We start from the raw sequence: 21,610 nt of genomic DNA, 5'->3' as shown, positions 1-21,610 counted from the left end.
AAAAGTTATTTAATGAGAAAATTTGTATCCATCAAATACTTTTAAACCTTCTTCGTTGAGTACTTGTTCAACCAGTTCAGGTTTTTGAGGGCTTTTCTCAAATACTTCATTACATGCGATCATGATGTTGCTCCCAGCGATTTCAGCTAACTGATCATGTGATACGCTGTATACTATTTTGCCCAGATTAGACCACACCATGGCGCCCGAACACATAACGCAAGGTTCACAACTTGTATACAAAGTGTATTCGCTCAAATCAAATACATTGTTTTCAGAACAAAATTTCCGGATTAAACCAATTTCTGCATGATGTGTTGGATCACAAAACGTATTAATTTTATTTTCCCCAACCATTACGACTTCTTCCCCTTTGACCAAAATTGCACCAAAGGGCTCATTTCCTTCATTTCGGGATTGTAGAGCAACCTCAATTGCCTTTTTCATAAAGAGTTCATCTTTGTTTGTCATTCCATATTCCTCCCTAATCTATGATTATTATCCATCTAAGGACGTTTCAAATGGTTAAGATGTTCTTTTTACTTTTTTTCAGTAATTTTGGTAATGATATTCCAATTAAGATAAGAACGATCCCTACATATTGCGGAACACCAATGTGCTCATTCAGGACAAAGACAGACATTAATAAGGCTGTTGGAAGCTCCATTGCACCTAATATTGATGCTATTCCTGATCCCACTAACGGAACACCTTTAGAGAAAAGCAGTGTGGAGAGGAAGGGACCGACAAAAGCTAAAACAAACCCGTATTGTACAGCCAGTTGTAATAAAAGCTTTCCGTCTGTTAAAAACGTTGGAGGTAAAATGATCGAACAAACGATGAGGCCTCCGGTAGTCATGAAAGCTGTCTTCATCATCGGATTTGCTTGAACGGCGACCCTACCACTAACGATCATAAAAATAGAATAAGATAATGCTGCAAGCAGACCATACAAAAAGCCAAGCCAATGAACGGCTGAAATTCCAGTTGAATAAATATTAGTTGCGCTTATCGTTCCGATAAGTAAAGGAATGATGGATAGTAACTTTCCTTTTTCAGGAATTCTTCTATTGAAAATTGCCTCTAGCAACACACCGATCCATGTAAACTGAAAAAGGAGTACAATCGCCAAAGAAGCTGAAATATATTGAAGTGAAAGATAATAAAACATTCCTGTAAGCCCCGTTGTAGCCCCTACGGTAACTAATAATATTATTTCCCTTTTACCTGGCGTTACAAACTTCTTCTGTTTTGTACTCTTCGTGCCTTTAGTAACCAGCACTCCGCCCCATAATAATATCGATCCTAAGAGGAGCTGTATTCCAACAACATCATTCACGATATAACCATCTTTATAGGCTAATTTCACAAAAGTCGATAATAAACCATAACAAATTGCGCCTAATATGACATATATATACCCTTTCATAACCTCGCCTTTTTCTTCATCGGATTTTATATAATTACTAAACCTTCTCTACAATTCCCTTAACTAAAGCAATGAAATTCTCTCTTACCAAGGCAGCTACCTCAATTACTTCGTCATGACTTAGAGGCTGATCTAGAATTCCACAAGCCATGTTGGTTAAACAGGAGATTCCAAGAACCTTCATATTCGCGTGAACAGCTACGATGGCTTCTGGTACGGTTGACATTCCAACAGCATCTGCGCCTAATGTACGAATCATGCGAATTTCAGCTGGGGTTTCATAAGCTGGACCACTCCACCAGGAATATACGCCTTCGCGTAAAGTTGTATTTTGTGCTTTTGCAACTTCCGTAGCAATTTGTCGCAATTCAGCATTGTACACTTGAGAAAGATCAGGAAAACGAGTACCCAGCTCGTTATTATTCGGTCCAATCAATGGATTCGTACCTACCAAATTGAGGTGATCCGTAATCAACATTAACTCACCCGGTTTAAAGTCTTTATTAACGGCGCCGCAAGCATTGGTGATGAGCAAGTTTTCTACACCCAGGGCCTTCATCAAACGCACCGGAAAAGTCACTTCATCCAAAGAATAGCCTTCATAGTAATGAAAACGTCCTTTCATTGCGACTACAGTTTTCCCCTTTAATTCGCCAATGACCAATTCGTTGGCATGACCTACCGCTTCAGATTTTGCAAAGTGAGGAATTTCGCTGTAAGGTATTTTGAAAGGGTTTTCAATTTCGTCAGCCAGTGTCCCTAATCCGGACCCCAAAATCATTCCGATCGTCGGACGATATGATGTTTTACTCATGATAAAGTCTCTGGTTTCCAAAATATCTTGCATTTTATGCATATTTAATTCCTCCTAAAATAGTTTGCTGTAAGCTATCTGTATCAATCACTTCAAATTGCTGCTCCAACAGCTTTCATTGATTAGTGTAATAGCTTAACTACCTTTTGTAAATAACTATTTATCATTTATATAAAAAGACTAATTAAATGTTAAATAATTCGTCATTATATCCAGTTCTTTTTATACTAATTATCAAAAGTTAATTCATGTTTTCTTCATTAGCTCAACGTGTATCTAAAACATCCAAAATTGTACAGATTTAATAATCAGAGTAGATATATCATCAAAAAAGCCCGATAATAATTGTAACTATATATTTATGTCTGAAAACAACATCTTGTATTAAAGATCAAGGGGAAGTTATATGTTAAATAAATTTGAAGAGTTATCATCACCCAAAGCGAAAAACTTAAAACTGTTATATAGCTTAGTTCGTAAATTAGGTCCTGTAACCATTAACACGTTAGCTGAACACACTGGTTTTAAGCATGTAACATGTGGGCGTTTACTTGACGAACTTGTTGCAGAAGATCTTATCTATGATAGTGGGATTGGAAAATCAAGTGGTGGACGTAAACCTCTGGCCTATGTGATCAAACCGGATGCTTACAACTTGATTGGGGTTGAGATTACAAGCTTATACACAACTGTCTTGCTGCTTGATTTAAAGCTAAATATTATAGGCGTCAAAAAATTAAAGATGACCACCGAATGTACTGGAGAGTACACATTAAATTATGTAGCAAAGTGCGTTGAGGATTTACTGGCTGAACATAACGTTCCTAGGGAGAAATTGTTGGGCATCGGCATTGGGGTTCTCGATTCGTTTGATCCGGCAATGGGAGTCATTTCACATCCCCAACTTTTTCCTGCAGGTGGATGGGATATAAATATAATTGAATATTTAAAACATAAAACCAACACTCCTGTATTTCTGGAGAATGGGACCAACTTGGCTGCGCTAGCTGAATATCGTATGAACTTTTGGAAAGAAACAGATAATTTAGTCTTTGTATCCAGTGATATTGGAATTCGATGCGGTACTATTTTTCAAGGCAGATTGGTTAGCAGAAAAAGAGATATGGATGATACCTTTGGGCACATCATCATTGATATTCATGGTCGACGTTGTTCTTGTGGCTCATATGGGTGTCTCCAAGCATACAGTAGTTTGCCTGCTATTCGTGACGAAATGGTTAGGCTCATGAAGCGTGGCAAGCCTTCAATGCTTACGACCGAAGTTAACGATTTCGAAGAGATCAATTTACACCACATTTTATATGCTTTAGAGCAAAACGATGCGCTCTGTTTAGAAGTTGTTGAGGATGCAGCTTATTATTTTGGTGTGGGTCTCAGTAATCTGATTTTTCTGTTACGTCCTGAGATCGTGATTTTCGGAGGAACTCTAGTACCAAAACCGCGTTTTTTTGAGGTAGCAGCTAAAACAGCACAGGATCGATTAAAATTTTATCCTGATAGTCATGTTCAAATCATTAAGTCCACTGAAGCCTACAATATTGTGGCTCAAGGAGCTGGTTGTATGGTGTTGGATTATTTCACTGAGGAGGTACCTGTTTAGCATTTAGTCATCGATTCAAGTTCTTATCCACATCTGAGATGAGAACTTGAATCATTCAAAACAAAAAAAGACGAGCCAAGCGACTCATCTTTTTGAAGTGACTATTTATTTACGTACGACGGCATAGCCTTTATTCTTCAGTAGATGTCCAGTTGAGATTCGAACGATTCCAGCTCCAAGATCGGTAGCTTACGCTTCAGAGCTTTCTGAATAAAGTACAGATTAATTCCCTGCCCGTTAGTTCAATGGATTCATATACAACTAAAATCCAAACTCTGTTACTCTTTCAAGCCACTCACGAATAAGTGACTCAAATAATAGAGCCTGTTCAATTTGAAGATTATGGCCTGCTCGATCTAGAACGGCAAAGGTTGCTCTAGGATAATTGTCTAAAATTTTAAAAGCGTCTATGTAACCAACGACTGCATCTTGTCGTCCAAGAGTAAATACTGTTGGTTTATCGAATACTAATTCATCTATATTGGTGGAAAATCCATAGTTTCTTTGAATCTTGCTAAGAAAATCGTAGTCAGCGATCTTACAACCTGCAACGATCTCTTCTGAATACCTCTTCCAATTATATTCATCGAGAACGACTTGATTTGCGCTAAAATCACTTATTTGCTCTTCACTTAAGGTGCCCATAAACTCGCGATCACGATGAACAACAAAATGCTCGGGAAGTATTCTTCTTTTGTGTTCAGGAATAATTAATGGACAAATCAGTGCAGCTCCACCAATACGATCTTTATGTCTATTAATTATTCCTCTTGTAATATAACCACCGTATGATTCGCCTGCTATGAGATAATCTTGGTTTGGGACAAGAGTTTCAATAAAATTTATAACTGCTTCTAGCATATCATTTGAATTACATATTTGATCGTAATCCATTGTTTGTCCCATTCCAGGCAAATCAAGATAGATACGACGCCAACCGGGGATATCTTCAAATATCGGTTCCATACACCCACTCATTAACCGATGGTCTGGTGTAAAACCATGGATCATTATAATCGGTTTGCCTGTACCAATTTCCTCGTAATATATATTGGCATTCTTGACTTTACAATATGGCATACAGACTCCTCCAATTGATATATTTATAATGTGCTTATACTAAAGGAACATCTACATTGCTTTATCTAGCACATCAGATCTCCGTTTCGTTTTGATTATATACTCATACATAATATATGTAAAGAACACTTGTTCGCCATAATTGTTTCTGGGGTTAAACTAAATTGCTGTTTTATTATTCATCACCATATAAAGTAGGAAGACCTTGATTCATCAGTGCTTCTGACGAATCAAGGTCCCTACTTTGTCTCAACTATAATGGTTACTCATAATGTGCGGTGTCATAATTAGTGAGAAAATTATCGCTATCCAACTCATGTAAGCCATAAAAATCATAATTAATGAGAATATCCTCATTACTGTAATGGATAAGTATACATCTACTTGTATAGGTTTCATATTATCTTTATTAGCTCAAAGACATCAAAAAAAGCTTGCCAGCGACAAGCTTTTTCAATGTTTAATTTCAACTTAAAATAGCGACTTTCAGCGGGACAATGTTATCGTGGTTTTAGAATTGCTTTCTTGTAAAAAATATGAATTTAGAAGAATCACTTTGGACGGGGCTTTGCCATGACAGAGCTGCGCGAACCCAACATATAGAACATTCAAAGCAGATACAACGCCATTCCAGCCGCGACTTTGGTGCTGTTTTTTTACATTTAACATCGTTACGCCACTTCTACTTGGCAATTTATACATCGTTATTTTCTAAAAAATGTTACAAACGCCCTAGCTGCAATAGATGATGCTGTATTGCATTTTAACTAGTAAAAACCACTCTGTAGCATTAAATGCATCGAAACCGGGATGGAGGATTTTATTCAAATCCGGGTGCCTGACGCAAGGTGATTTCAGTACGTTTCATCCGCTCCACTACACCACGAAGTCCTTCTATAAACTGCTCCTTACTCTTCGGCTGCTGCGGTGTGTACTGCGGCGAATCCGGGACCCGTATCCGAATGGGTGGAAAACTTCCAAGCTCAGACACTGCCTTGCCTTACCACTCTCTGTTTTTTCTCCCATGATTGAGCTGCGAAAGTTAAGTTAGTCATAAGTCCATCTCCATTTCTTTATAATCGGTTCTAAACGCCGATTTAAATTCCGTGGAACAATAAAAAAAACGGCCGCTGTTCGCATCGTTTGCGACAAGGCCGTTTTTTGTTTTTCGTACGCTAGCTTCAACTTGCTATTCTTGCCAAACACTCATAGGGTCCCATGGCTTGATCTGATCGCCATATTTTCCGGCCAAAAAAGCTTTCATGTCTTCCAGCTTAGCAGGCACCTCGTTCCAAATTGGAAGGGGTGGTAACCCTCGTTTGCTTTTCAATAGGATATCCACTGTAACATACAACCGTTCTGGCTGAATCCAATGAAGGAAGCGGGAAATATCAATTTGCTTGGTCAGGGACAAGGTATCAATTTCGTCATTGTAATGCTTGTTAAACTCGCTAATCAGGTTCAGGAGGTAGTCTCTTTGCTCCTTCACGAAGTCCAGGCCGCAGATGGCGCCATGTCCTGGAACAACGATTTCGGGTTTAATTTCATCAATAATGCGATCAAGTACTTTAACCCAATTGAGGGTTCCCTCTTCGCTGTATGCCGTACAACCGTTAAACACGACATCGCCGGCGAACAGCACCTTTTCTTTTGGCATCCACAGCAGCAAGTCACTGTCAGAGTGGGCCGGAGCTACGTTGTAAATCATAACTTCCATATCGCCAAGACGGATGTTTATATCGTCCTTTATCTCAATATTCGGGAGCACCCATTCTACGCCTTCTAGGTCGAATCCTTCAAATTCCGCTGCAAAAAACCGCTCGCCCGAAGTCGATTCCGGAGAATTCTTTCCTCTTCTGATGACGCTATCCATCCAGGCGATATTTTCGGTGAGACGCTCTCTGGACGCTTCCTTGTGCATAATAATGCAAGCATCTTCAAACACTTTGTTTCCCCAGGCATGGTCACTGTTATAGTGCGAATTCACCACATATGCGGGAGAGCCGCCGTTGCTTACTTCCTTAAAAGCCTCCCGCATTTCCCGCGCATGGAACAAATCGAAGAACGTGTCATACACCAGCCCTCCGCCCTTGTTGATGAACCCGGCATTGGCCCAACTGATGCCGCGATACGGCGAAATACCGGCAAAGACGCCATTTGCGACTTCAAAAAATTTAACGCGAGGTTTTTGGATAATACGTCCATACTTCATGGAAATTCTCCTTTGCGTATATGTTTTTGGGGTAAAGCACACTGATTATGTCTTTAATATAGAGAATCGAAAACATAAATGCAAGCAAGCACTTGCATGCATTTATGTTATGCAATATGATAGTAACAGAACAACATCAAACAACATGGATGGTGGCGCTGCAACATGAAGCTAGTAACCTTTCAAATCAAGACATCTCAGGAACCTTTATTTGGGCTTGTAATTAACGAGAAATTTGTCGTGTCTTTTGCCGCAATCATGAAAAAGCAGGGAACATTCGTTGACAGTCTTGAAAGTATGGACAGCTATCTTCATTATTTGCCGGCAAGTTATGATGCCGCTAAGGAATTGATGCAATATGCTGTCGAACTGTCGCATCAATTCAATGAAAATGAAGTCTGCCCGATTGCAGCGGTAAAATTGCTGCCGCCGGTTCCACATCCGGCTGCGCTTATCGATTTCGGGCTGACGCCAAGACATCTGAGAAATGCTGGCGTAAATCTGCTGCAAAGAGAATACACAGGACCGGAAAGAGAAGAACTTAAACGAAAAATTGCTGAAAAATTCCAGCGAGATCCGAATAAAGTAATTTTCAGTTATTACAAGTGTAACCATAACGCATTAATTGGCGATGGGGATACGATACATTGGCCTTCGTACTCTTCCTACCTGGATATCGAGCCGGAGCTGGCCTTTGTTACAGGGAAGGGGAACTGCATTGCAGGTTATGTTATTTTTAACGACAGTACTGTTCGCGATGTGCAGTGGCCTGATTTCCTGGCGCTGACTGGACCGACGCGCTGCAAAGATTTTGATCGCAGCAAAGGAATTGGACCATTTCTGGCTACGCCGGATGAAATCGGCAACCCGCTGGCACTGGATGTGGATGTACGGATCGGGGAGAGACTGCATTGGAAGGGAAGCACATCCGAGTATTCTGTACACCCTGCAAAAGTGATGGAGGAGATTCTCAAAGTTTTCACGCCGCTCCCAGGCACGATTATAGGAATGGGGACGATACCGGATTGTTGCGCAATCGAGACCGAACAATGGCTGTTGCCCTCTGACCGAATCCAGATTACATTTGATAAATTAGGCTCGCTCACGCAATTGGTGCCTGATCATGTCAAGATTACTGAACCAAGCCGCTGGGAAAAAAGAAGCGATTTGCCTTAAATAAACGTTTATGAAAATGATGAACCCCGACCCTGCTGCATATGCAAAATCTTGTAGTAGAATAGGTTTAACATATGTAAAAGGAGAAATGCAATGCAAACTTCAGACAGAATCATTGAAGCCGCGACACGGCTCATCAAAAAGAAGGGCTATCGGGGAGTAAGCACCAAAGCCATTGCAACGGAAGCTAAAGTCAATGAATCTACGATTTTCCGGCAATTTGGAAGCAAGCAAGGCATATTGGAAGCCATCATTGAAAGACATTCGGATATCCCGCAATTTGAGAAGCTGTTAAAAGAGGATGCGACCGATAATCCGGAAGTAGATCTGCTGAATGTAAGTCAGCAGTACCGCTTGTTTTTCCATAAAAATGCGGACATCATTTTGATTGGCATCCGTGACAAAGGAATGCTTCCCGAATTGGACAGAGTGCTGGCCGATCCGCCGGTGAAGCTGCACTCCTTGCTAGTTGAATATTTTGAACGCCTGCAGAAGAAAAAAGTTATAGCTAGACAGGATGAGCGTCTTGCCGCCATGACTTTCCTCTCGATGTGCTACGGATTTCAGATGAGCGAGCTGATTCACCGGCAATATCAGTCCCAACTCGTCACCGAGGAAGAGTTCTACAAGCACAGTGTCTCATTGTTTGTTAAAGGAATCTTGTCTCAGTCATAAGCTTTATTGATTTATTTAATGATAAGTCTAACTTCTCCTCTCAAAACATCACCAATTATTAATCATCACCATATAAAGTAGAAAAGCCTTGATCCATCGGTACTTCTGATGAATCAAGGCTCTCACTTTGTCTCAAACATATATTGAAAAATCTCATTTATTAATACATTTGTCTCAACTATAATGGTTACTCACAATGTTCTCCTACACCTAAATTTATTAAATCTTGTAAGCCTTCATCGCTTTTTTTAGCTCTTTGAACGAAGGTCGTTTGCCATACATTAAGACACCCGTACGGTAGATCTTGGCGGCCAGCCAGCCAAATAATAGGATAGAAGCAACTAGAATGGCTAGTGACAGCCAAATTTCCAGCAGGCTCGCCCGTTCCAGTCCGATGCGTAGCAGCATGACGGTCGGAGAAAAGAACGGAATGTATCCGGCCACCTTAATGAAAATCGTATCAGGTGCGGCAATATTGAAGATCCCGATGTAAAAGGCTGCGAGTGACAGCACGGTAATCGGCATGATTGCCTGCCCCAACTCTTCGGTACGGCTAACAATGGAGCCCACCGCGGCGAACAATACCGCGTACAGGAAGTAGCCGAGAATGTAAAATATGAGACCATAGCCGAGCACCGCAATATTCAGTTGAGACAAATCCAGTCCGACCGAGCTAAGAATGACATTATTATGCGGCAGCATGAGGTTGGCGCACATAACAGCTGCGAAAACGGCAATTTGCAGCAGACCTACCAGGAAGATGCCAATAATCTTCCCAAACATTTGGGTCAACGGCGACACGCTTGTGATGAGAATCTCCATGATCCGTGAGCTTTTTTCCGATGTTACCTCTGCGGCGATCATATTCCCCGTCATCATGGAAGAGGTGAAGAATAAAATCATCAATACATAGACCAAACCATAGTTAATCATGGAGGTCGCTTTTTCCTCTTTCCCCGCAGCTCCCCCTGCCTCAGACGGACTGTCTACTTCCCTGCTATCCACCAATACAGGTGTACTAATTTCACGGATTTGGTCGCTGGTCAGCGACTTGTCGCCCATAATAGCCTTGACCTTTGCTTCCTGAAGTCCCGTTTGCACCAATGTAATGACAGCCGGAGATGGCTCTTTTTCTACAGAGACGTATTCCACTTTAGGAAACGTGTCTCCCTTGGCGGCAGGCTCCGTGAACTGCACGTAACCTTGCAGCTTTCCGTTGTTCAAGGCTTGCTGCATTGTCGGCGCTTGTACGCTGTCATAACGTACCCAGATGGCTGCCGGATTGGACTGCTCCTTGGTAAATCGTTCCAGCTGATTTGCCACTTCTGTCTGATTCCCGGCAATCAGACCCAAGCGTTGATGTGCGGCTGCAGTTGTGCCGGAACCTCCGGCCCCTTCTCCTTTAAACAAAGAAATCAAATACGGCAGATTCATGCCCAGCGTAATGAGCAAGGCCAATACCAGTGTCGTAATGATAAAGGATTTGGTCCTCGCCTTCTGACGAAACGTAAACCCGATCACCGTACCCAGTCTATTCATGGGAATCCCCCACCTCTCTTATGAAAATTTCGTTGAGCGTAGGTTCCTTGATCTCAAAATGCTCCACATCCGTTTGTCCCAACGCTGTTTGCAAAATTAACTTCGCCGCATCCGGCTGCTCAATATGCAGCATCCAGCCACGATCCATATGCTCTACACGGCGTACGCCCGGCAGCTGTTCCAGTCCGTTCACTTCACCTGTAGTGATGAGGCGAACTTTTTCACGAGGGTAACGGCCCTTAATCTCTTGCACACTTCCCTGCACTACGGTATTCGAGCGGTGCAAAATCGTAATATGTCGGCACAGTTCCTCTACATGCTCCATACGGTGGGTTGAAAATAAAATCGCAGCACCCTCATCCCGTAGTTCCTTCACCGTATCCTTGAGCAATTCGACGTTCACCGGGTCCAGCCCACTGAAGGCCTCATCCAAAATGAGCAGCGTCGGACGATGCACAACAGCCGCAATAAAGCCCATTTTTTGCTGATTTCCCTTGGATAGCTCCTCAATCCGCTTGTCGTAATATTCCGGCACTCCAAAGCGCTCTAGCCAGTAGCGTAGACTTTTGTCTGCCTCCTTGGCCGACATTCCCCGCAGCCTGCCCAAGTAATTAATCTGCTCGCTCACCTTCACCTTGGGGTACAGTCCACGCTCCTCGGGCAAATAGCCCATTGTCCGCTGAAGCTCCTTGCTGTAGGGCTTGCCTTCATATTGAATGCTTCCCCCGTCAGGGTAAATCAGGCCGAGCACCATGCGCATCGTTGTCGTTTTGCCTGCTCCATTGCCTCCCAGCAGTCCGTAAATCTCGCCACCGTTCACATTCAGGGATATTCCGTTTACCGCCGTATGATTCCCATATTGCTTCACGACCTTTTCCAATTGCAGCATGCTCATGATTGCTTTACCCCTTCCTTCTTCATGAATGTCTCTGTATCCGTCGATAGTTGTCCCGCAGACCAATGTACTAAAATATCATCCAGCTCCAGACGGCGCACACGGATGGGGCGAATACCCGCTTGTTCCAATATGGCACTGGTCTCTCCAGCTGCCAGCGTTATAATTCGCTGTAAATTCCCATCGCTCTCCGTCTCTACAACTCCCGGAAGCTCCGATGCCTCCTCTGGTGTACCTTCAAACCACATTTCCTTGCCATTTTCGAGCAGATGGTCTTTTTCCAGCTTGCCAAGCAGCCTGCCATCGTGCATCAAGACAATATAATCCGCCAAACGCTTGATCTCGTCCATGATATGGGTAGCAATAATGATCGTCGTTTTACCGTTCTTCATACAATCCCGCAGTTCCTCCAGCATGATCTTCCAGGCAAAAGGGTCTAGACCCGATGAAGGCTCATCCAGTAGCAACACACGGGGGTGCGGCGCCAAGGCAGCAGCCAGTTCGAATTTCCGGCGCTGTCCCTTGGACATACTCGATAATTTCGTATGTGCTGGAACCTGAAAGCGGTCCATTAGACGCTGAAAACGTGTTTCATCCCAGCCGGGATACCACAATGCTCGAAAAGCCGCTGCTGCTTCTGCAGTTAGTCGATCCTCCTCGCGAACCGGCTGCTCCGGTATATACCCAACCCATTGTCGTGTATCTGCCGGCATGCCGTCGGGGTATGCTTGACCGAACCAACGAATCTCACCGGAATCCGGATGAACAAGCTGAGTCAGCAAATGAATCAATGTGCTTTTCCCTGATCCGTTATGTCCAGCCAAAGCGACCACATATCCTGGTTCAACCGTTAAATTAATCGGTCCAATTTTCCGGTCACCTCGGGTTTTATAGACCTGGCTCATCTCAATAATTGGTGCTTTCATCTGTATTTCCGTAGGAACTCCCACATGATTATTCACCGCTGTCACTCCCTCACCTGGACTTCATACCTTCTTTTCACCATTTCTGCAAAAAGCTCCAATAATTCCCGCTCTTTCATCTGTACAGCTATGCCTGTGGCAATCGCCGTTTCCAATGCCTCAGTCACCGCTTTAAGACGGTAACCTGAGCGCATATCATCCTCGACCAGAGCTACGAAGGTGCCCGTTCCTTGCCGGGTACGAAGCAAGCCTTCGTTCTCCAAATCCTGATAGACCCGCCGGACGGTGATTACACTGCAACGGAGCGTCCCCGCAAACTCACGAATGGAGGGAAGCAGCGTTCCCGCTGCAATCTGTCCGGTTACAATGAGTGAACGAAGCTGCTTTTCAATCTGCGCATACAGCGGTTCCGCGCTATTCTCATCAATTTGCACTGGAATATTCACCTGCTTTCCCCCCCTTTTTTTGTTATTTTTGTACACATACTACTAAGTTAAGTTCCGTTTCATGAGCTTACGCTGTGTCACCCGATAGGACACTGACATAGCCAGAACTCCTGCTAACAATGCTCCCCACATCACCGGGGACAACAGCAACCATTCCTTACTATAAGAAGCCGTTATCGATACCAGGTTGGCCCCACATACTCGAGCTATAATCGTAACCATCCCGCACATTAGCATGATCACAATAGATAGCCAGAAGTACTCTTTTCCTCTTTTCAAAAATTCCAAGTGAATATAAATGGCTTGAATGAGCATTCCGTAGCCTATCCAGGTCAGAGCAAACGATACAAAGAATCCTGTGCTGGCATATATCCGAAGCGTACCTGACAATGTAAACAAAAGAGCAAAAAATATCACACTATTCGCAACAAACGCCAACACCGCCTGTTGAATTCGACTCATAATTACCGCTTTCATCGGTATAGGCAAGGTGCGGAAAAAGGCTAGCATGTGCGTATAAGAATCTTCCTGTAAATATTTGAACGCTCGACGGTTATAAATGAACCCTAAAAACGGAATCAACGTCAGCATGATGAAATCAGCTACTGGACTCAAGGCTGCATGCTCACCCCATTGCACACTTACCGCAAAACTCATGGTAAATCCCAAATACGCAATAAACAGCAACGTCCATAGTCCTGCATATGGATTCTTGCGAAAATCCTGACGGGTAATCATCCATGCCTGCTTCATGATTGTCATTTTCTTATCCTGATCCCTTCTGCACTGCTTGTGTAATAACAACTTCGTTCGCTCTTCATTTCAAAGGTGTTACCACAGTATTCAGTGTTATTACTGTATATATCTTTATACACAGTATATAAACCAAGATTTACCGTTGTCAACTACCTGAACAATATTGTGCGTACAATCACAATAGCTCGTTTGGACCTATGCTACTCTGTAAATGAAAAACGTTCTCAATTGAGGGGATGAACAAATGGATAAAATACTGCATTGGGATGAGTCCATATTTAACCTTGTTAATCGTTATCCTGAAGTGAAGGACATTATGGTAGAACTGGGTTTTCACGATATTGCCAAGCCCGGCATGCTCCAAACCGCAGGACGTTTTATGACACTGTCCAAAGGAATTGCGTTGAAGAAAATAAGTATGGAAACTGTGCAGCAGACATTTATGCAACATGGTTTTACCATTCAAAAATAAAGGGGTTAACGATCATGAGCGAGCTAATTAACAACCGTGAACATACAGCACAGGAATTAACGGAGCGTCAGCGAACATTGAAGGAAATTATTAAAGAACTACATGCCGGGAAAAGCGTGGAGGAAGTTAAAGCGCGTTTTGCAGAGGCTGTTGGTGGGGTAAGCGTGGCGGAAATTTCAGCGATGGAGCATGCCTTGATGACCGAAGAGGGAATTCCGGTGTCGGAAGTCCAACGTCTCTGTTCCGTTCATACATCGATATTCAAGGGCTCTATTGAGGATATTCATCGTCCTTCGGGACCGGAGGAACAACCAGGACATCCTGTTCACACCTTCAAGCTGGAAAATCGTGAGATCGAACGTCTGGTCAACTTTAAGCTGGCCCTCCATGCAGAGCAGTTTCAAAAGGACGACAGCCCCAAGGTTATTTACAAGCTGCTTGAAGATTTAAGTCTGCTGATGGATGTCGACAAACACTATAGCCGCAAAGAAAATCTAGTATTTCCTTATCTAGAACGCTATGGAATCTTTGGTCCAACCAAAGTGATGTGGGGGGTGGACGACGGCATTCGCGCCGCAATCAAGGATGCGAAGAAGCTGCTTTCCGAATATAACGGAGATCGTGATCAGATTGGGAAGGCGCTTGCTCATATCATGAGTGAAGTGAATGAAATGATATTCAAGGAAGAGAATATTTTGCTGCCGATGGCACTCAGTAAGCTGACCGAGGATGAATGGCTGAAAATAGCCCGGGAAAGCGAGGAAATCGGGTTCTGCCTGACCGCTCCTGAGCGTGAATGGATACCTGAACGGGCAGAGGAACCTGTAGAAGCCCTTGAGCAAACAGAAGACACTTCCACTTCTGGTACTCCGCAAGGGTTCATACGATTCGAGACAGGGATTGTATCCGTACAACAATTGGAGCTACTGTTGAATCACCTGCCTGTGGATCTGACCTTTATCGATGAAAATGATGTTGTTCGCTATTTCTCTCACGGTAAAGAGCGTATCTTTGCCCGCACAAAGGCCGTCATTGGTCGTACCGTGCAAAATTGCCATCCGCCGCAAAGCGTGCATGTCGTTGAGAAACTGCTGGAAGATTTTAAGGCCGGACGCAAGGATGTTGAAGATTTTTGGATTCCAATCAAGGACAAATTTGTCTACATCCGTTATTTTGCCGTTCGTGATTCCGAAGGACGCTATTTGGGAACACTGGAATTCACGCAAAATATCGCGCCTATTCGCGCCTTGGAAGGACAAAAGCGTATTCTATCAGAATAGCAGCCAGCCATAAGCCACCATGTTCAGGTTTTTGCCGCCCATATTAATAATATGCTGTTCGACTACAGGCTTGGCCCCTAGCTTTTCGTAAAAAGTACACGCTGGATTATCTGCCAGCACCCACACCATGACAGAGTGAATATCCATACTATTAAAGTGTTGAAGCAACCGCAGAAATAGTCTCTTGCCGAGCCCTAAACTATGGTATTCACTCAAAACATAAAGAGCCGTTATCTCTCCCCCGTACGGGGGATATTCCCCTGACTTTTCTGGACCTCCACTCACAAATCCGATCATTTCCCCCTTCTCATTTTCAGCCACATATACGAGATGACCGTCTTCAGTAGATAGATTCGCATTCCACAATTCTGTTCTTTGCTCATAGGAGAGCCGTTCCAGAACCTCGGCAGGCATGATATCTTTGTATGTCGTTCTCCAGCAGTCTACGTGCACCTTGGCGATGTCTTCGGCATCTGATATCATCGCTTCCCTAATCATCATGTGGGTTCCACTCCTAGTTTCCAATATTATGCCTCCTATTATACCGACGATCCGAATCGCGATCTATGATCTATAACAAGTAGCTCATTGTTTGGTGAAGCGGATATGCCATCCTAAAAAAACTTACCAAGAGAGTCTTATGCACACAACCCGCACATTGGACTCCCTATGGCACAATACTCTTTTATGAGGTCAAAATATAAGGACCGTTCTTTGTAATCGCAATGGTGTGCTCATATTGAGCGCCCCAACTGCCGTCTGCTGTGCTGATGGTCCAACCATCATCCCCCCAGAGCACCGCGCCTTCGGGTCCGAGGGTAAATACCGGCTCAATGGTAATCACCATCCCTTCGCGCAGTGGCAATCCCGTTCTAGCACGACCGTAGTGGAGAACGTCCGGCGGTTCATGTATTTGGCGGCCAATCCCATGCCCGATCAGAGATTTGACGTTACCGTACCGTCGCCAGCCTGCCGCTTTTTCGACCGCATGCCCAATATCCCCTAATGTCCGGCCGGGGCGGGCAACCTCGATGCCGCGCATCAGCGCCTTATGGGTCTGCCGCAACAGCCTTGCTACCGGACGACTGATGTCACCCACTGCGTAGGTCCATCCCCGGTCAGCTAGCCATCCGTCCTTGTTAACCACCATGTCGATGGTTACAATATCCCCATCATGAAGCACCCGCTCCGAGGGAAAGCCGTGACATACCACCTCATTGACCGAAGCGCAGGTCGCATAAGGGAACCCCTTGTAGCCCTTTTGTTCAGGCGTAGCTCCACGCTTGCATAGAAATTGCTCCACCCAAGCATCGATTTCAAGCGTTGTGATTCCCGGAAGAATACGACTTTCCAGCGCACGATGGCAATCTGCCAAAATACGTCCGGCCTCCCTGATGTAGCCGATTTCCTCCGGTGTTCGTATCGCTATTTCTATTGGAATCCGCCTCCTTTGAGCATACAAATTCACTAAACCTATCCCATTGTATGCAGGACGGACACAAAAAAACCGTCTCCTCTAGGGAAAGACGGTTTATAAAAGTCGTGTTTCTAGTTGTTCGGGTAAGCGAACCCTTTAAGATACTGAAGAATTGATGCGGCCGAGTTCGTTTTCCACCACCATGGTCAACTCTTCCTCATACCCTCCTGTTATCCGGTATTTTCGCACATATTCCTTTACAAATTTTTTGGGATCCTTAGGCCGGAAAATTCGAGTCATTTCCCGCAGACTTTCCTTAACTTCATTGTGACCTTTCGTTGCCATGTAACTCCCTCCCAAAACGTTGAAAATAAGTGCTCCGTTGAAGAGAATGCCGAAAAGTATTGATGTCCTTATGCAGTGAAGTAGTATGTCTAGTGCAGCTTAGGTCGGGAATGCCTTACGCGAGGCATGTACCTGACACTATTATTAACCGATTTTCTATTGGCTGAATCACTACCCCATTATACCATATTCAGATACAGCTTTCAGCTTTCCAGTAAATTTACATTGATTTTACCTATCTTTTACGCTTCATAGCATTTGGAGTTCTCAATTAGCTGCTGCATAGAGGTATACCTTATTTATCGGCTTTTGGAGCGTATGTGTTTGGGGTAAAATAAATAAACATAAAAAGGGGGGAAAGGGATGAGCCGTTATGCTCCACTGTTCACTGCACCTGTTGCCCGTCTGTCTGCGCTGAACCTCGGAACTTGTGAAGAGGAAGGCATCGATGCCTCCCTACTTGATCAGGCAGATCATGAAATCCGAGCTAAATTTCCGAAAATGCACAGCTTTCTCCTGCTTCGCCACGGCAAGCTGATCTGGGAACGCTATTACAACGGTCATGAAGCAAGCGCTCTGAACGATTTGCGTTCCGCGACCAAAAGCTTCACTTCCACGCTCGTCGGCATGGCTATGGCACGTGGGGATATGCCCGGACCAGATACGGCTGTGCATAAGCTGTTGCCTGAGTATTTGCCCCGGCGGAAGGAAACACTGCTAGAGCGGATTACGATTCGTCATTTGTTGACTATGACGTCAGGCTTGTATTGGCAGACGGGCAAAAAGCTCGGCGAAGCCTTTATCCACCGTTTTCATCGCAGCAAGAGCTGGCCGTCCTTTGCCCTTCGCTTACCTGTACAGGAGGATCAAATCGGGGTATTCCAATATCGCAGTGTTGATTCACATCTGCTGTCCGTGCTCCTGACCCGTTGCTGTGGCATGGACGCCTATACGTACGCTCTCCAGCATTTATTCGAACCGTTAGGTTTCGGGAGAAGTGGTTGGGCACAAGATCCAGAGGGTTACACCATGGGCCATATCGGACTGTATCTGACGTCGCGAGACATGGCTAAATTCGGCGATTGCTGCCTTCATCAAGGCATCTGGAATGGAAGAGAATTGATTCCAGCCGATTGGCTGCATCAGGCGACGCAGCGACAGATTGAAGGCTATCCAGAATTCGGAGATTACGGATTCCAATGGTGGACTGGACGACTCTACGGCATTGACTATGCGTGTGCACACGGACATGGAGGACAGCAAATATATCTGATACCGGAAGCGAATGCAGTCGTGGTATTTACAGCAGACAGCAAGGTGAGCCGTTGGAAAAACCCACGAACACTGCTAGAGCGTTTCGTCTTGCCAGCCGTATCCTCCCTCAACTTGGAACGTTCCTAAAATGAGCTACATGTGCTTATTGAATATAGGGGGCTAAACAATCATGAAAGTCTCAGCACCGAAAATTCTAATTTTATACGCCAGCTACGGGGAAGGCCATGTGCAGGCCGCCCGGGCAATCATGGATAGTCTGCGAAGACTCGGACACTGCGAGGTACAACTACTCGACCTGATGGCTGAATCTCATCCATGGTTGAATGGGCTGACCAAATTTGTATATATGCAAAGTTTCAAAACCATTCCACAGCTTTACGGCTGGGTCTATAACATCACGCGCGGTATGCAGGCTAAATCAGCCTTTGGCCATGTGTTGCATTCATTCGGAATGCGTCAACTTGCTCTCACACTGAAAAAGGAATTACCGGATCTCGTGATCCATACGTTCCCGCAGCTCGCTCTTCCAGCGTTACGCCGCAAAATGGGGATGAATTTGCCTATTGTCAACGTGGTTACAGACTTTGACCTGCATGGGCGCTGGCTACATCCCGATATTGACCGCTACTATGTAGCTACTGAGGATCTGCAGCAGGAGGCCGCACAGCGGGGAATACCTATCGAACGTATTGCCGCGACTGGAATTCCGATTCACGCTTCTTTTTATAACCTATCTGTCAACGAACCCCCTGATCAGCAACAGGTAATCCCACCGTTACAAGCTGAGACGACCACGCTGCTCATTATGGCAGGTGCGTATGGTGTGTTATCCGGCATACTGGATATCTGTCATCATTTAAGCCAGCTGCCGCAGCTTCGACTGCTGATCGTCTGCGGACGCAATCAGCAGCTGAAAGCAGAATTGGATGCGCTGTATGCAGACCACCCCGACATCTACACCTACGGATTTGTGGACTACGTTCCAGCACTTATGCGAGCAAGCAGTCTGGTGATTACAAAGCCCGGCGGTATCACACTCTCGGAAAGCATCGCATCGGGTTTGCCTATCCTGGTGTTCAAACCCGTACCCGGTCAGGAACTAAATAATGCTCTGTATCTGCAGCAAAAAGGAGCTGCCCGCATTGCTCGCACAACGGAGGAACTGATTCAACATTGTCTGGATCTGATCTCCACTCCCTCTCTTGCTAAGGAAATGAAGCAGGCGATTGAGTTACTTCGCAAACCTCATCCCGCAGACCAGATTGCCGAGGATATTTTACAGCAGCTTGTGGATAAAAGAACCTCCGTCCGGACAAATTAACGAAGAATAAGCCAGACGGAGGGGATACCAATGGAACACAAAGGAAAGGATTTACTCCCACTAACGGGTGAAAAGGTAGAAGTGGATGGTATTTATGTGGATGAGGATGGACATGAGCAGCATTTGCACAGAGGCCAGCACTTTCCCGCTGATGTTGTTTTGGGTACTTCTGAGTGGAAAATGACCGAATATGCCTTTGAGAACCATCACGAAGGACGTACCGATGAACGACTTATCCCCAAAGAGGATGACAAGAATAAAATGGGTAAAATCACACACCCGCGCCGTCATTTAAAAACTGGCGACCGATAATTACGGAAGTATATCCACAATTACTACCAATATGTTGATAGTTTGTGGACAAACTGTGCGCAAACTATGAATTATTGTAATATTGTCTACAGTTTGTGCACAAGTTGTGTATAAACCACTTTGTTTTTGTGGATAAACACTATTATGCGGTGGATAAAGTGCGTACAACATGTGCAAAACATGTGTATAACCGTTTAAAAGGCTGAACGAATCTTTTTCGTTCAGCCTTTTTCGTATTTTTATACACATCTCTAATTCGCAAATAGCGCATGGAGAAGTGTAAAATGGAAACGGGGACGAACAGAGTCACAAGAGGAATTACCGAAATGTAAAAAGGCGGAGTCATCATGGACGTGATGAAAGCGGAACAGGAATGCAGGAACGCGAATATAGAAGCATCTAGCGAAACTCGTTGACCAAAATTTGGAGTAGAGGTGATCCGAATGGCATCTATTAAAATCCTTTCTCTTAATGTCGGCATGCCCAAGCAGATCCGGTTTAATCAGAAGGATGTTTCTACGGGGATATTCAAGTCGGCCACAGATGAATATCTGTATTTATCTTATCTAAACTTCGAAGGGGATGGGCAGGGCGATCTAGTTCATCACGGAGGGCACGAGAAAGCTGTATGCGTCTATCCCTACGAGCACTACCCGTTCTGGGAAAATGAATTGCGGAGTCCGCTCGATTACGGCGCATTCGGTGAAAATTTAACGATAAAGGGTTTGCTAGAATCCGACGTTTGCATTGGAGACGTCTTTAAGCTTGGCAAAGCTATCGTTCAAGTTAGCCAGCCGAGACAGCCTTGCTACAAGTTGTCCCTCAAGTACGGCGTACCCGACATGCCCCTGAAGGTACAGCAAACAGGCTACACGGGATTCTACTTCCGCGTTCTGGAAGAGGGAGTTGTCTCTAAAGCCGACGGACTATCCCTCCTTCATCGCCATCCGAAAGCAATTACGGTTTCATTTGCCAATCGAATTATGCATCAAGAGAAGGATCATATCGAGGGTATTAAACAAATTCTCGAAGTGGAAGAATTGTCCGTAAACTGGAGAAATACGTTTCTAAAACGTTTGGCGGGAACAGAAACGGATTCTCGGGAAAGACTATCAGGCAATTCGTAAGGTGAAAGTGGTTCAATATGTAGAGTTAACTTTTTTACCGAGATCGGGCATATCCTTCAATCCTGTCCTCATAGCTTGTATAGTACGGAGACTTAGCTTGAATCATTTATAAAGGAGGATATGCCTGACATGTCAGTCTATAAGTCTTCCACAGGACTGGATGAAAATATAGCAGCTGTCCTGTGCTATTTGTTCGCATTTATTGGAGCGCTGGCCTTTGTCATGCTGGAAAAGAAAAGCCGATTCGTATTATTTCACGCACTGCAATCCATACTTCTTTTTGTAGCCCTCATGATCGGGCATGTGCTAGTCGGATTCATTCCGCTACTCGGTCCTTTGCTCGCTTCCCTGCTAACGCTGACAAGCCTTGCCATGTGGATTATCTTGTTAATTCGTGCGGGACAAGGAAAGTGGCTCAAGCTTCCCTGGATAGGCGATCTGGCTCTTCATCAAGCCCGGCAGTTATAAAGACAGCAAAAAACCTTGATCCTAAAC

Annotated in this window: 24 protein-coding genes; 10 read left to right on the top strand and 14 right to left on the bottom strand. The window is 44.4% G+C overall.

Annotated elements, in window-relative coordinates; all coding sequences use genetic code 11:
- Positions 1-9 precede the first annotated feature (9 nt).
- Genes HFE01_RS20425 through HFE01_RS20415 form a run of 3 tightly spaced genes read right to left on the bottom strand, consistent with a single transcriptional unit; the run spans position 10 to position 2,285 of the window.
- Positions 10-471 carry a nucleoside deaminase gene (locus HFE01_RS20425; RefSeq protein WP_107734821.1) on the bottom strand — a complete coding sequence of 154 codons (462 nt, stop codon included), beginning with the start codon at positions 469-471 and terminating at the stop codon, positions 10-12.
- A 46-nt stretch (positions 472-517) separates the two neighbouring features.
- Positions 518-1,429, bottom strand: a complete 912-nt coding sequence (locus HFE01_RS20420) for an EamA family transporter (protein ID WP_107734820.1) — start codon at positions 1,427-1,429, stop codon at positions 518-520.
- Between the two features lie 37 nt (positions 1,430-1,466).
- A complete protein-coding gene (locus tag HFE01_RS20415) occupies positions 1,467-2,285 on the bottom strand; it encodes a purine-nucleoside phosphorylase (protein WP_107734819.1) in 819 nt (272 codons plus the stop codon).
- Positions 2,286-2,649: 364 nt separating this feature from the next.
- On the opposite strand from HFE01_RS20415, the gene HFE01_RS20410 reads away from it, so the two are divergent.
- Positions 2,650-3,864, top strand: a complete 1,215-nt coding sequence (locus HFE01_RS20410) for an ROK family protein (RefSeq protein WP_016819555.1) — start codon at positions 2,650-2,652, stop codon at positions 3,862-3,864.
- A 261-nt stretch (positions 3,865-4,125) separates the two neighbouring features.
- Here HFE01_RS20410 and HFE01_RS20405 read toward each other — a convergent pair whose 3' ends face one another.
- The 3 genes from HFE01_RS20405 to HFE01_RS20395 form a co-directional block, all read right to left on the bottom strand.
- Positions 4,126-4,944: an alpha/beta fold hydrolase gene (locus tag HFE01_RS20405; protein ID WP_107734818.1), complete on the bottom strand. Its 819-nt coding sequence runs from the start codon at positions 4,942-4,944 to the stop codon at positions 4,126-4,128.
- An 820-nt stretch (positions 4,945-5,764) separates the two neighbouring features.
- The gene (locus tag HFE01_RS26980; protein WP_155399775.1) at positions 5,765-5,935 is read right to left on the bottom strand and encodes a hypothetical protein; all 171 of its coding nucleotides are present in this window, start codon (positions 5,933-5,935) and stop codon (positions 5,765-5,767) included.
- A gap of 198 nt (positions 5,936-6,133) precedes the next feature.
- Positions 6,134-7,156, bottom strand: a complete 1,023-nt coding sequence (locus tag HFE01_RS20395; protein WP_017427997.1) for an MBL fold metallo-hydrolase — start codon at positions 7,154-7,156, stop codon at positions 6,134-6,136.
- A 165-nt stretch (positions 7,157-7,321) separates the two neighbouring features.
- Here HFE01_RS20395 and HFE01_RS20390 point away from each other — a divergent pair, with 165 nt between their 5' ends.
- Complete coding sequence (locus HFE01_RS20390) at positions 7,322-8,332, top strand: fumarylacetoacetate hydrolase family protein (RefSeq protein WP_167438613.1); 1,011 nt, start codon at positions 7,322-7,324, stop codon at positions 8,330-8,332.
- 93 nt (positions 8,333-8,425) lie between these two features.
- Positions 8,426-9,007: a TetR/AcrR family transcriptional regulator gene (locus HFE01_RS20385; protein ID WP_013369248.1), complete on the top strand. Its 582-nt coding sequence runs from the start codon at positions 8,426-8,428 to the stop codon at positions 9,005-9,007.
- A 219-nt stretch (positions 9,008-9,226) separates the two neighbouring features.
- Here the strand turns inward: HFE01_RS20385 and HFE01_RS20380 are convergent, their stop codons facing one another.
- Genes HFE01_RS20380 through HFE01_RS20360 form a run of 5 tightly spaced genes read right to left on the bottom strand, consistent with a single transcriptional unit; the run spans position 9,227 to position 13,572 of the window.
- Positions 9,227-10,546, bottom strand: a complete 1,320-nt coding sequence (locus tag HFE01_RS20380) for an ABC transporter permease (RefSeq protein WP_126666771.1) — start codon at positions 10,544-10,546, stop codon at positions 9,227-9,229.
- Entirely contained in the window at positions 10,539-11,441 is a 903-nt protein-coding gene (locus tag HFE01_RS20375) for an ABC transporter ATP-binding protein (RefSeq protein ID WP_017428000.1), read from the bottom strand. The genes HFE01_RS20380 and HFE01_RS20375 overlap by 8 nt, the downstream gene beginning before the upstream one ends.
- Positions 11,438-12,403 carry an ABC transporter ATP-binding protein gene (locus HFE01_RS20370; RefSeq protein WP_019686051.1) on the bottom strand — a complete coding sequence of 322 codons (966 nt, stop codon included), beginning with the start codon at positions 12,401-12,403 and terminating at the stop codon, positions 11,438-11,440. Before HFE01_RS20370 ends, HFE01_RS20375 begins: the two co-directional genes overlap by 4 nt.
- A 5-nt stretch (positions 12,404-12,408) precedes the next feature.
- Positions 12,409-12,810 (bottom strand): GntR family transcriptional regulator, encoded by a 402-nt coding sequence (locus HFE01_RS20365; RefSeq protein WP_025363932.1) that lies wholly within the window; start codon positions 12,808-12,810, stop codon positions 12,409-12,411.
- A 42-nt stretch (positions 12,811-12,852) separates the two neighbouring features.
- Positions 12,853-13,572 carry a hypothetical protein gene (locus HFE01_RS20360; RefSeq protein ID WP_016819546.1) on the bottom strand — a complete coding sequence of 240 codons (720 nt, stop codon included), beginning with the start codon at positions 13,570-13,572 and terminating at the stop codon, positions 12,853-12,855.
- A 238-nt stretch (positions 13,573-13,810) separates the two neighbouring features.
- On the opposite strand from HFE01_RS20360, the gene HFE01_RS20355 reads away from it, so the two are divergent.
- Both HFE01_RS20355 and HFE01_RS20350 read left to right on the top strand, forming a co-directional pair.
- Positions 13,811-14,038, top strand: coding sequence for a DUF1858 domain-containing protein (locus HFE01_RS20355; RefSeq protein WP_017428003.1), 228 nt, complete (start codon positions 13,811-13,813; stop codon positions 14,036-14,038).
- 14 nt (positions 14,039-14,052) lie between these two features.
- On the top strand, positions 14,053-15,318 hold the full coding sequence (locus tag HFE01_RS20350; RefSeq protein WP_102998365.1) for a DUF438 domain-containing protein: 1,266 nt from the start codon (positions 14,053-14,055) through the stop codon (positions 15,316-15,318).
- On the opposite strand, the gene HFE01_RS20345 is transcribed toward HFE01_RS20350, so the two are convergent.
- The 3 genes from HFE01_RS20345 to HFE01_RS20335 all read right to left on the bottom strand — a co-directional run bounded on the left by HFE01_RS20345 (position 15,310) and on the right by HFE01_RS20335 (position 17,080).
- Entirely contained in the window at positions 15,310-15,819 is a 510-nt protein-coding gene (locus HFE01_RS20345) for a GNAT family N-acetyltransferase (RefSeq protein ID WP_017428004.1), read from the bottom strand. The genes HFE01_RS20350 and HFE01_RS20345 overlap by 9 nt on opposite strands.
- A gap of 184 nt (positions 15,820-16,003) precedes the next feature.
- Positions 16,004-16,786 (bottom strand): type I methionyl aminopeptidase, encoded by a 783-nt coding sequence (gene map, locus HFE01_RS20340; RefSeq protein WP_016819542.1) that lies wholly within the window; start codon positions 16,784-16,786, stop codon positions 16,004-16,006.
- A 105-nt stretch (positions 16,787-16,891) separates the two neighbouring features.
- Complete coding sequence (locus HFE01_RS20335; RefSeq protein ID WP_007428354.1) at positions 16,892-17,080, bottom strand: hypothetical protein; 189 nt, start codon at positions 17,078-17,080, stop codon at positions 16,892-16,894.
- Between the two features lie 363 nt (positions 17,081-17,443).
- On the opposite strand from HFE01_RS20335, the gene HFE01_RS20330 reads away from it, so the two are divergent.
- The 5 genes from HFE01_RS20330 to HFE01_RS20310 all read left to right on the top strand — a co-directional run bounded on the left by HFE01_RS20330 (position 17,444) and on the right by HFE01_RS20310 (position 21,583).
- A complete protein-coding gene (locus tag HFE01_RS20330; RefSeq protein ID WP_016819541.1) occupies positions 17,444-18,481 on the top strand; it encodes a serine hydrolase domain-containing protein in 1,038 nt (345 codons plus the stop codon).
- Positions 18,482-18,524: 43 nt separating this feature from the next.
- Positions 18,525-19,676: an MGDG synthase family glycosyltransferase gene (locus HFE01_RS20325; RefSeq protein ID WP_016819540.1), complete on the top strand. Its 1,152-nt coding sequence runs from the start codon at positions 18,525-18,527 to the stop codon at positions 19,674-19,676.
- A gap of 30 nt (positions 19,677-19,706) precedes the next feature.
- The gene (locus tag HFE01_RS20320; RefSeq protein WP_016819539.1) at positions 19,707-19,988 is read left to right on the top strand and encodes a hypothetical protein; all 282 of its coding nucleotides are present in this window, start codon (positions 19,707-19,709) and stop codon (positions 19,986-19,988) included.
- A 443-nt stretch (positions 19,989-20,431) separates the two neighbouring features.
- Positions 20,432-21,115, top strand: coding sequence for an MOSC domain-containing protein (locus HFE01_RS20315; protein WP_016819538.1), 684 nt, complete (start codon positions 20,432-20,434; stop codon positions 21,113-21,115).
- Between the two features lie 129 nt (positions 21,116-21,244).
- Positions 21,245-21,583, top strand: a complete 339-nt coding sequence (locus tag HFE01_RS20310) for a DUF4870 domain-containing protein (RefSeq protein WP_016819537.1) — start codon at positions 21,245-21,247, stop codon at positions 21,581-21,583.
- Positions 21,584-21,610 lie beyond the last annotated feature (27 nt).

Source organism: Paenibacillus sp. EKM10P, assembly GCF_011800655.1.
Classification (GTDB): domain Bacteria; phylum Bacillota; class Bacilli; order Paenibacillales; family Paenibacillaceae; genus Paenibacillus; species Paenibacillus polymyxa.
The sequence above is the reverse complement of the archived record's forward strand: the minus strand, read 5'-3'. Positions and strand labels throughout refer to the sequence as shown.

Coding starts and splice junctions, on each gene's coding strand:
- HFE01_RS20385 (WP_013369248.1), top strand. CDS start 8,426: ATGCAAACTTCAGACAGAATCATTGAAGCCGCGACACGGCTCATCAAA.
- HFE01_RS20375 (WP_017428000.1), bottom strand. CDS start 11,441: ATGAGCATGCTGCAATTGGAAAAGGTCGTGAAGCAATATGGGAATCAT.
- HFE01_RS20380 (WP_126666771.1), bottom strand. CDS start 10,546: ATGAATAGACTGGGTACGGTGATCGGGTTTACGTTTCGTCAGAAGGCG.
- HFE01_RS20390 (WP_167438613.1), top strand. CDS start 7,322: ATGAAGCTAGTAACCTTTCAAATCAAGACATCTCAGGAACCTTTATTT.
- HFE01_RS20410 (WP_016819555.1), top strand. CDS start 2,650: ATGTTAAATAAATTTGAAGAGTTATCATCACCCAAAGCGAAAAACTTA.
- HFE01_RS20360 (WP_016819546.1), bottom strand. CDS start 13,572: ATGACAATCATGAAGCAGGCATGGATGATTACCCGTCAGGATTTTCGC.
- HFE01_RS20335 (WP_007428354.1), bottom strand. CDS start 17,080: ATGGCAACGAAAGGTCACAATGAAGTTAAGGAAAGTCTGCGGGAAATG.
- HFE01_RS20325 (WP_016819540.1), top strand. CDS start 18,525: ATGAAAGTCTCAGCACCGAAAATTCTAATTTTATACGCCAGCTACGGG.
- HFE01_RS20310 (WP_016819537.1), top strand. CDS start 21,245: ATGTCAGTCTATAAGTCTTCCACAGGACTGGATGAAAATATAGCAGCT.
- HFE01_RS20415 (WP_107734819.1), bottom strand. CDS start 2,285: ATGCATAAAATGCAAGATATTTTGGAAACCAGAGACTTTATCATGAGT.
- HFE01_RS20355 (WP_017428003.1), top strand. CDS start 13,811: ATGGATAAAATACTGCATTGGGATGAGTCCATATTTAACCTTGTTAAT.
- HFE01_RS20350 (WP_102998365.1), top strand. CDS start 14,053: ATGAGCGAGCTAATTAACAACCGTGAACATACAGCACAGGAATTAACG.
- HFE01_RS20315 (WP_016819538.1), top strand. CDS start 20,432: ATGGCATCTATTAAAATCCTTTCTCTTAATGTCGGCATGCCCAAGCAG.
- HFE01_RS20405 (WP_107734818.1), bottom strand. CDS start 4,944: ATGCCATATTGTAAAGTCAAGAATGCCAATATATATTACGAGGAAATT.
- HFE01_RS20420 (WP_107734820.1), bottom strand. CDS start 1,429: ATGAAAGGGTATATATATGTCATATTAGGCGCAATTTGTTATGGTTTA.
- HFE01_RS20425 (WP_107734821.1), bottom strand. CDS start 471: ATGACAAACAAAGATGAACTCTTTATGAAAAAGGCAATTGAGGTTGCT.
- HFE01_RS20345 (WP_017428004.1), bottom strand. CDS start 15,819: ATGATGATTAGGGAAGCGATGATATCAGATGCCGAAGACATCGCCAAG.
- HFE01_RS20320 (WP_016819539.1), top strand. CDS start 19,707: ATGGAACACAAAGGAAAGGATTTACTCCCACTAACGGGTGAAAAGGTA.
- HFE01_RS20330 (WP_016819541.1), top strand. CDS start 17,444: ATGAGCCGTTATGCTCCACTGTTCACTGCACCTGTTGCCCGTCTGTCT.
- HFE01_RS20395 (WP_017427997.1), bottom strand. CDS start 7,156: ATGAAGTATGGACGTATTATCCAAAAACCTCGCGTTAAATTTTTTGAA.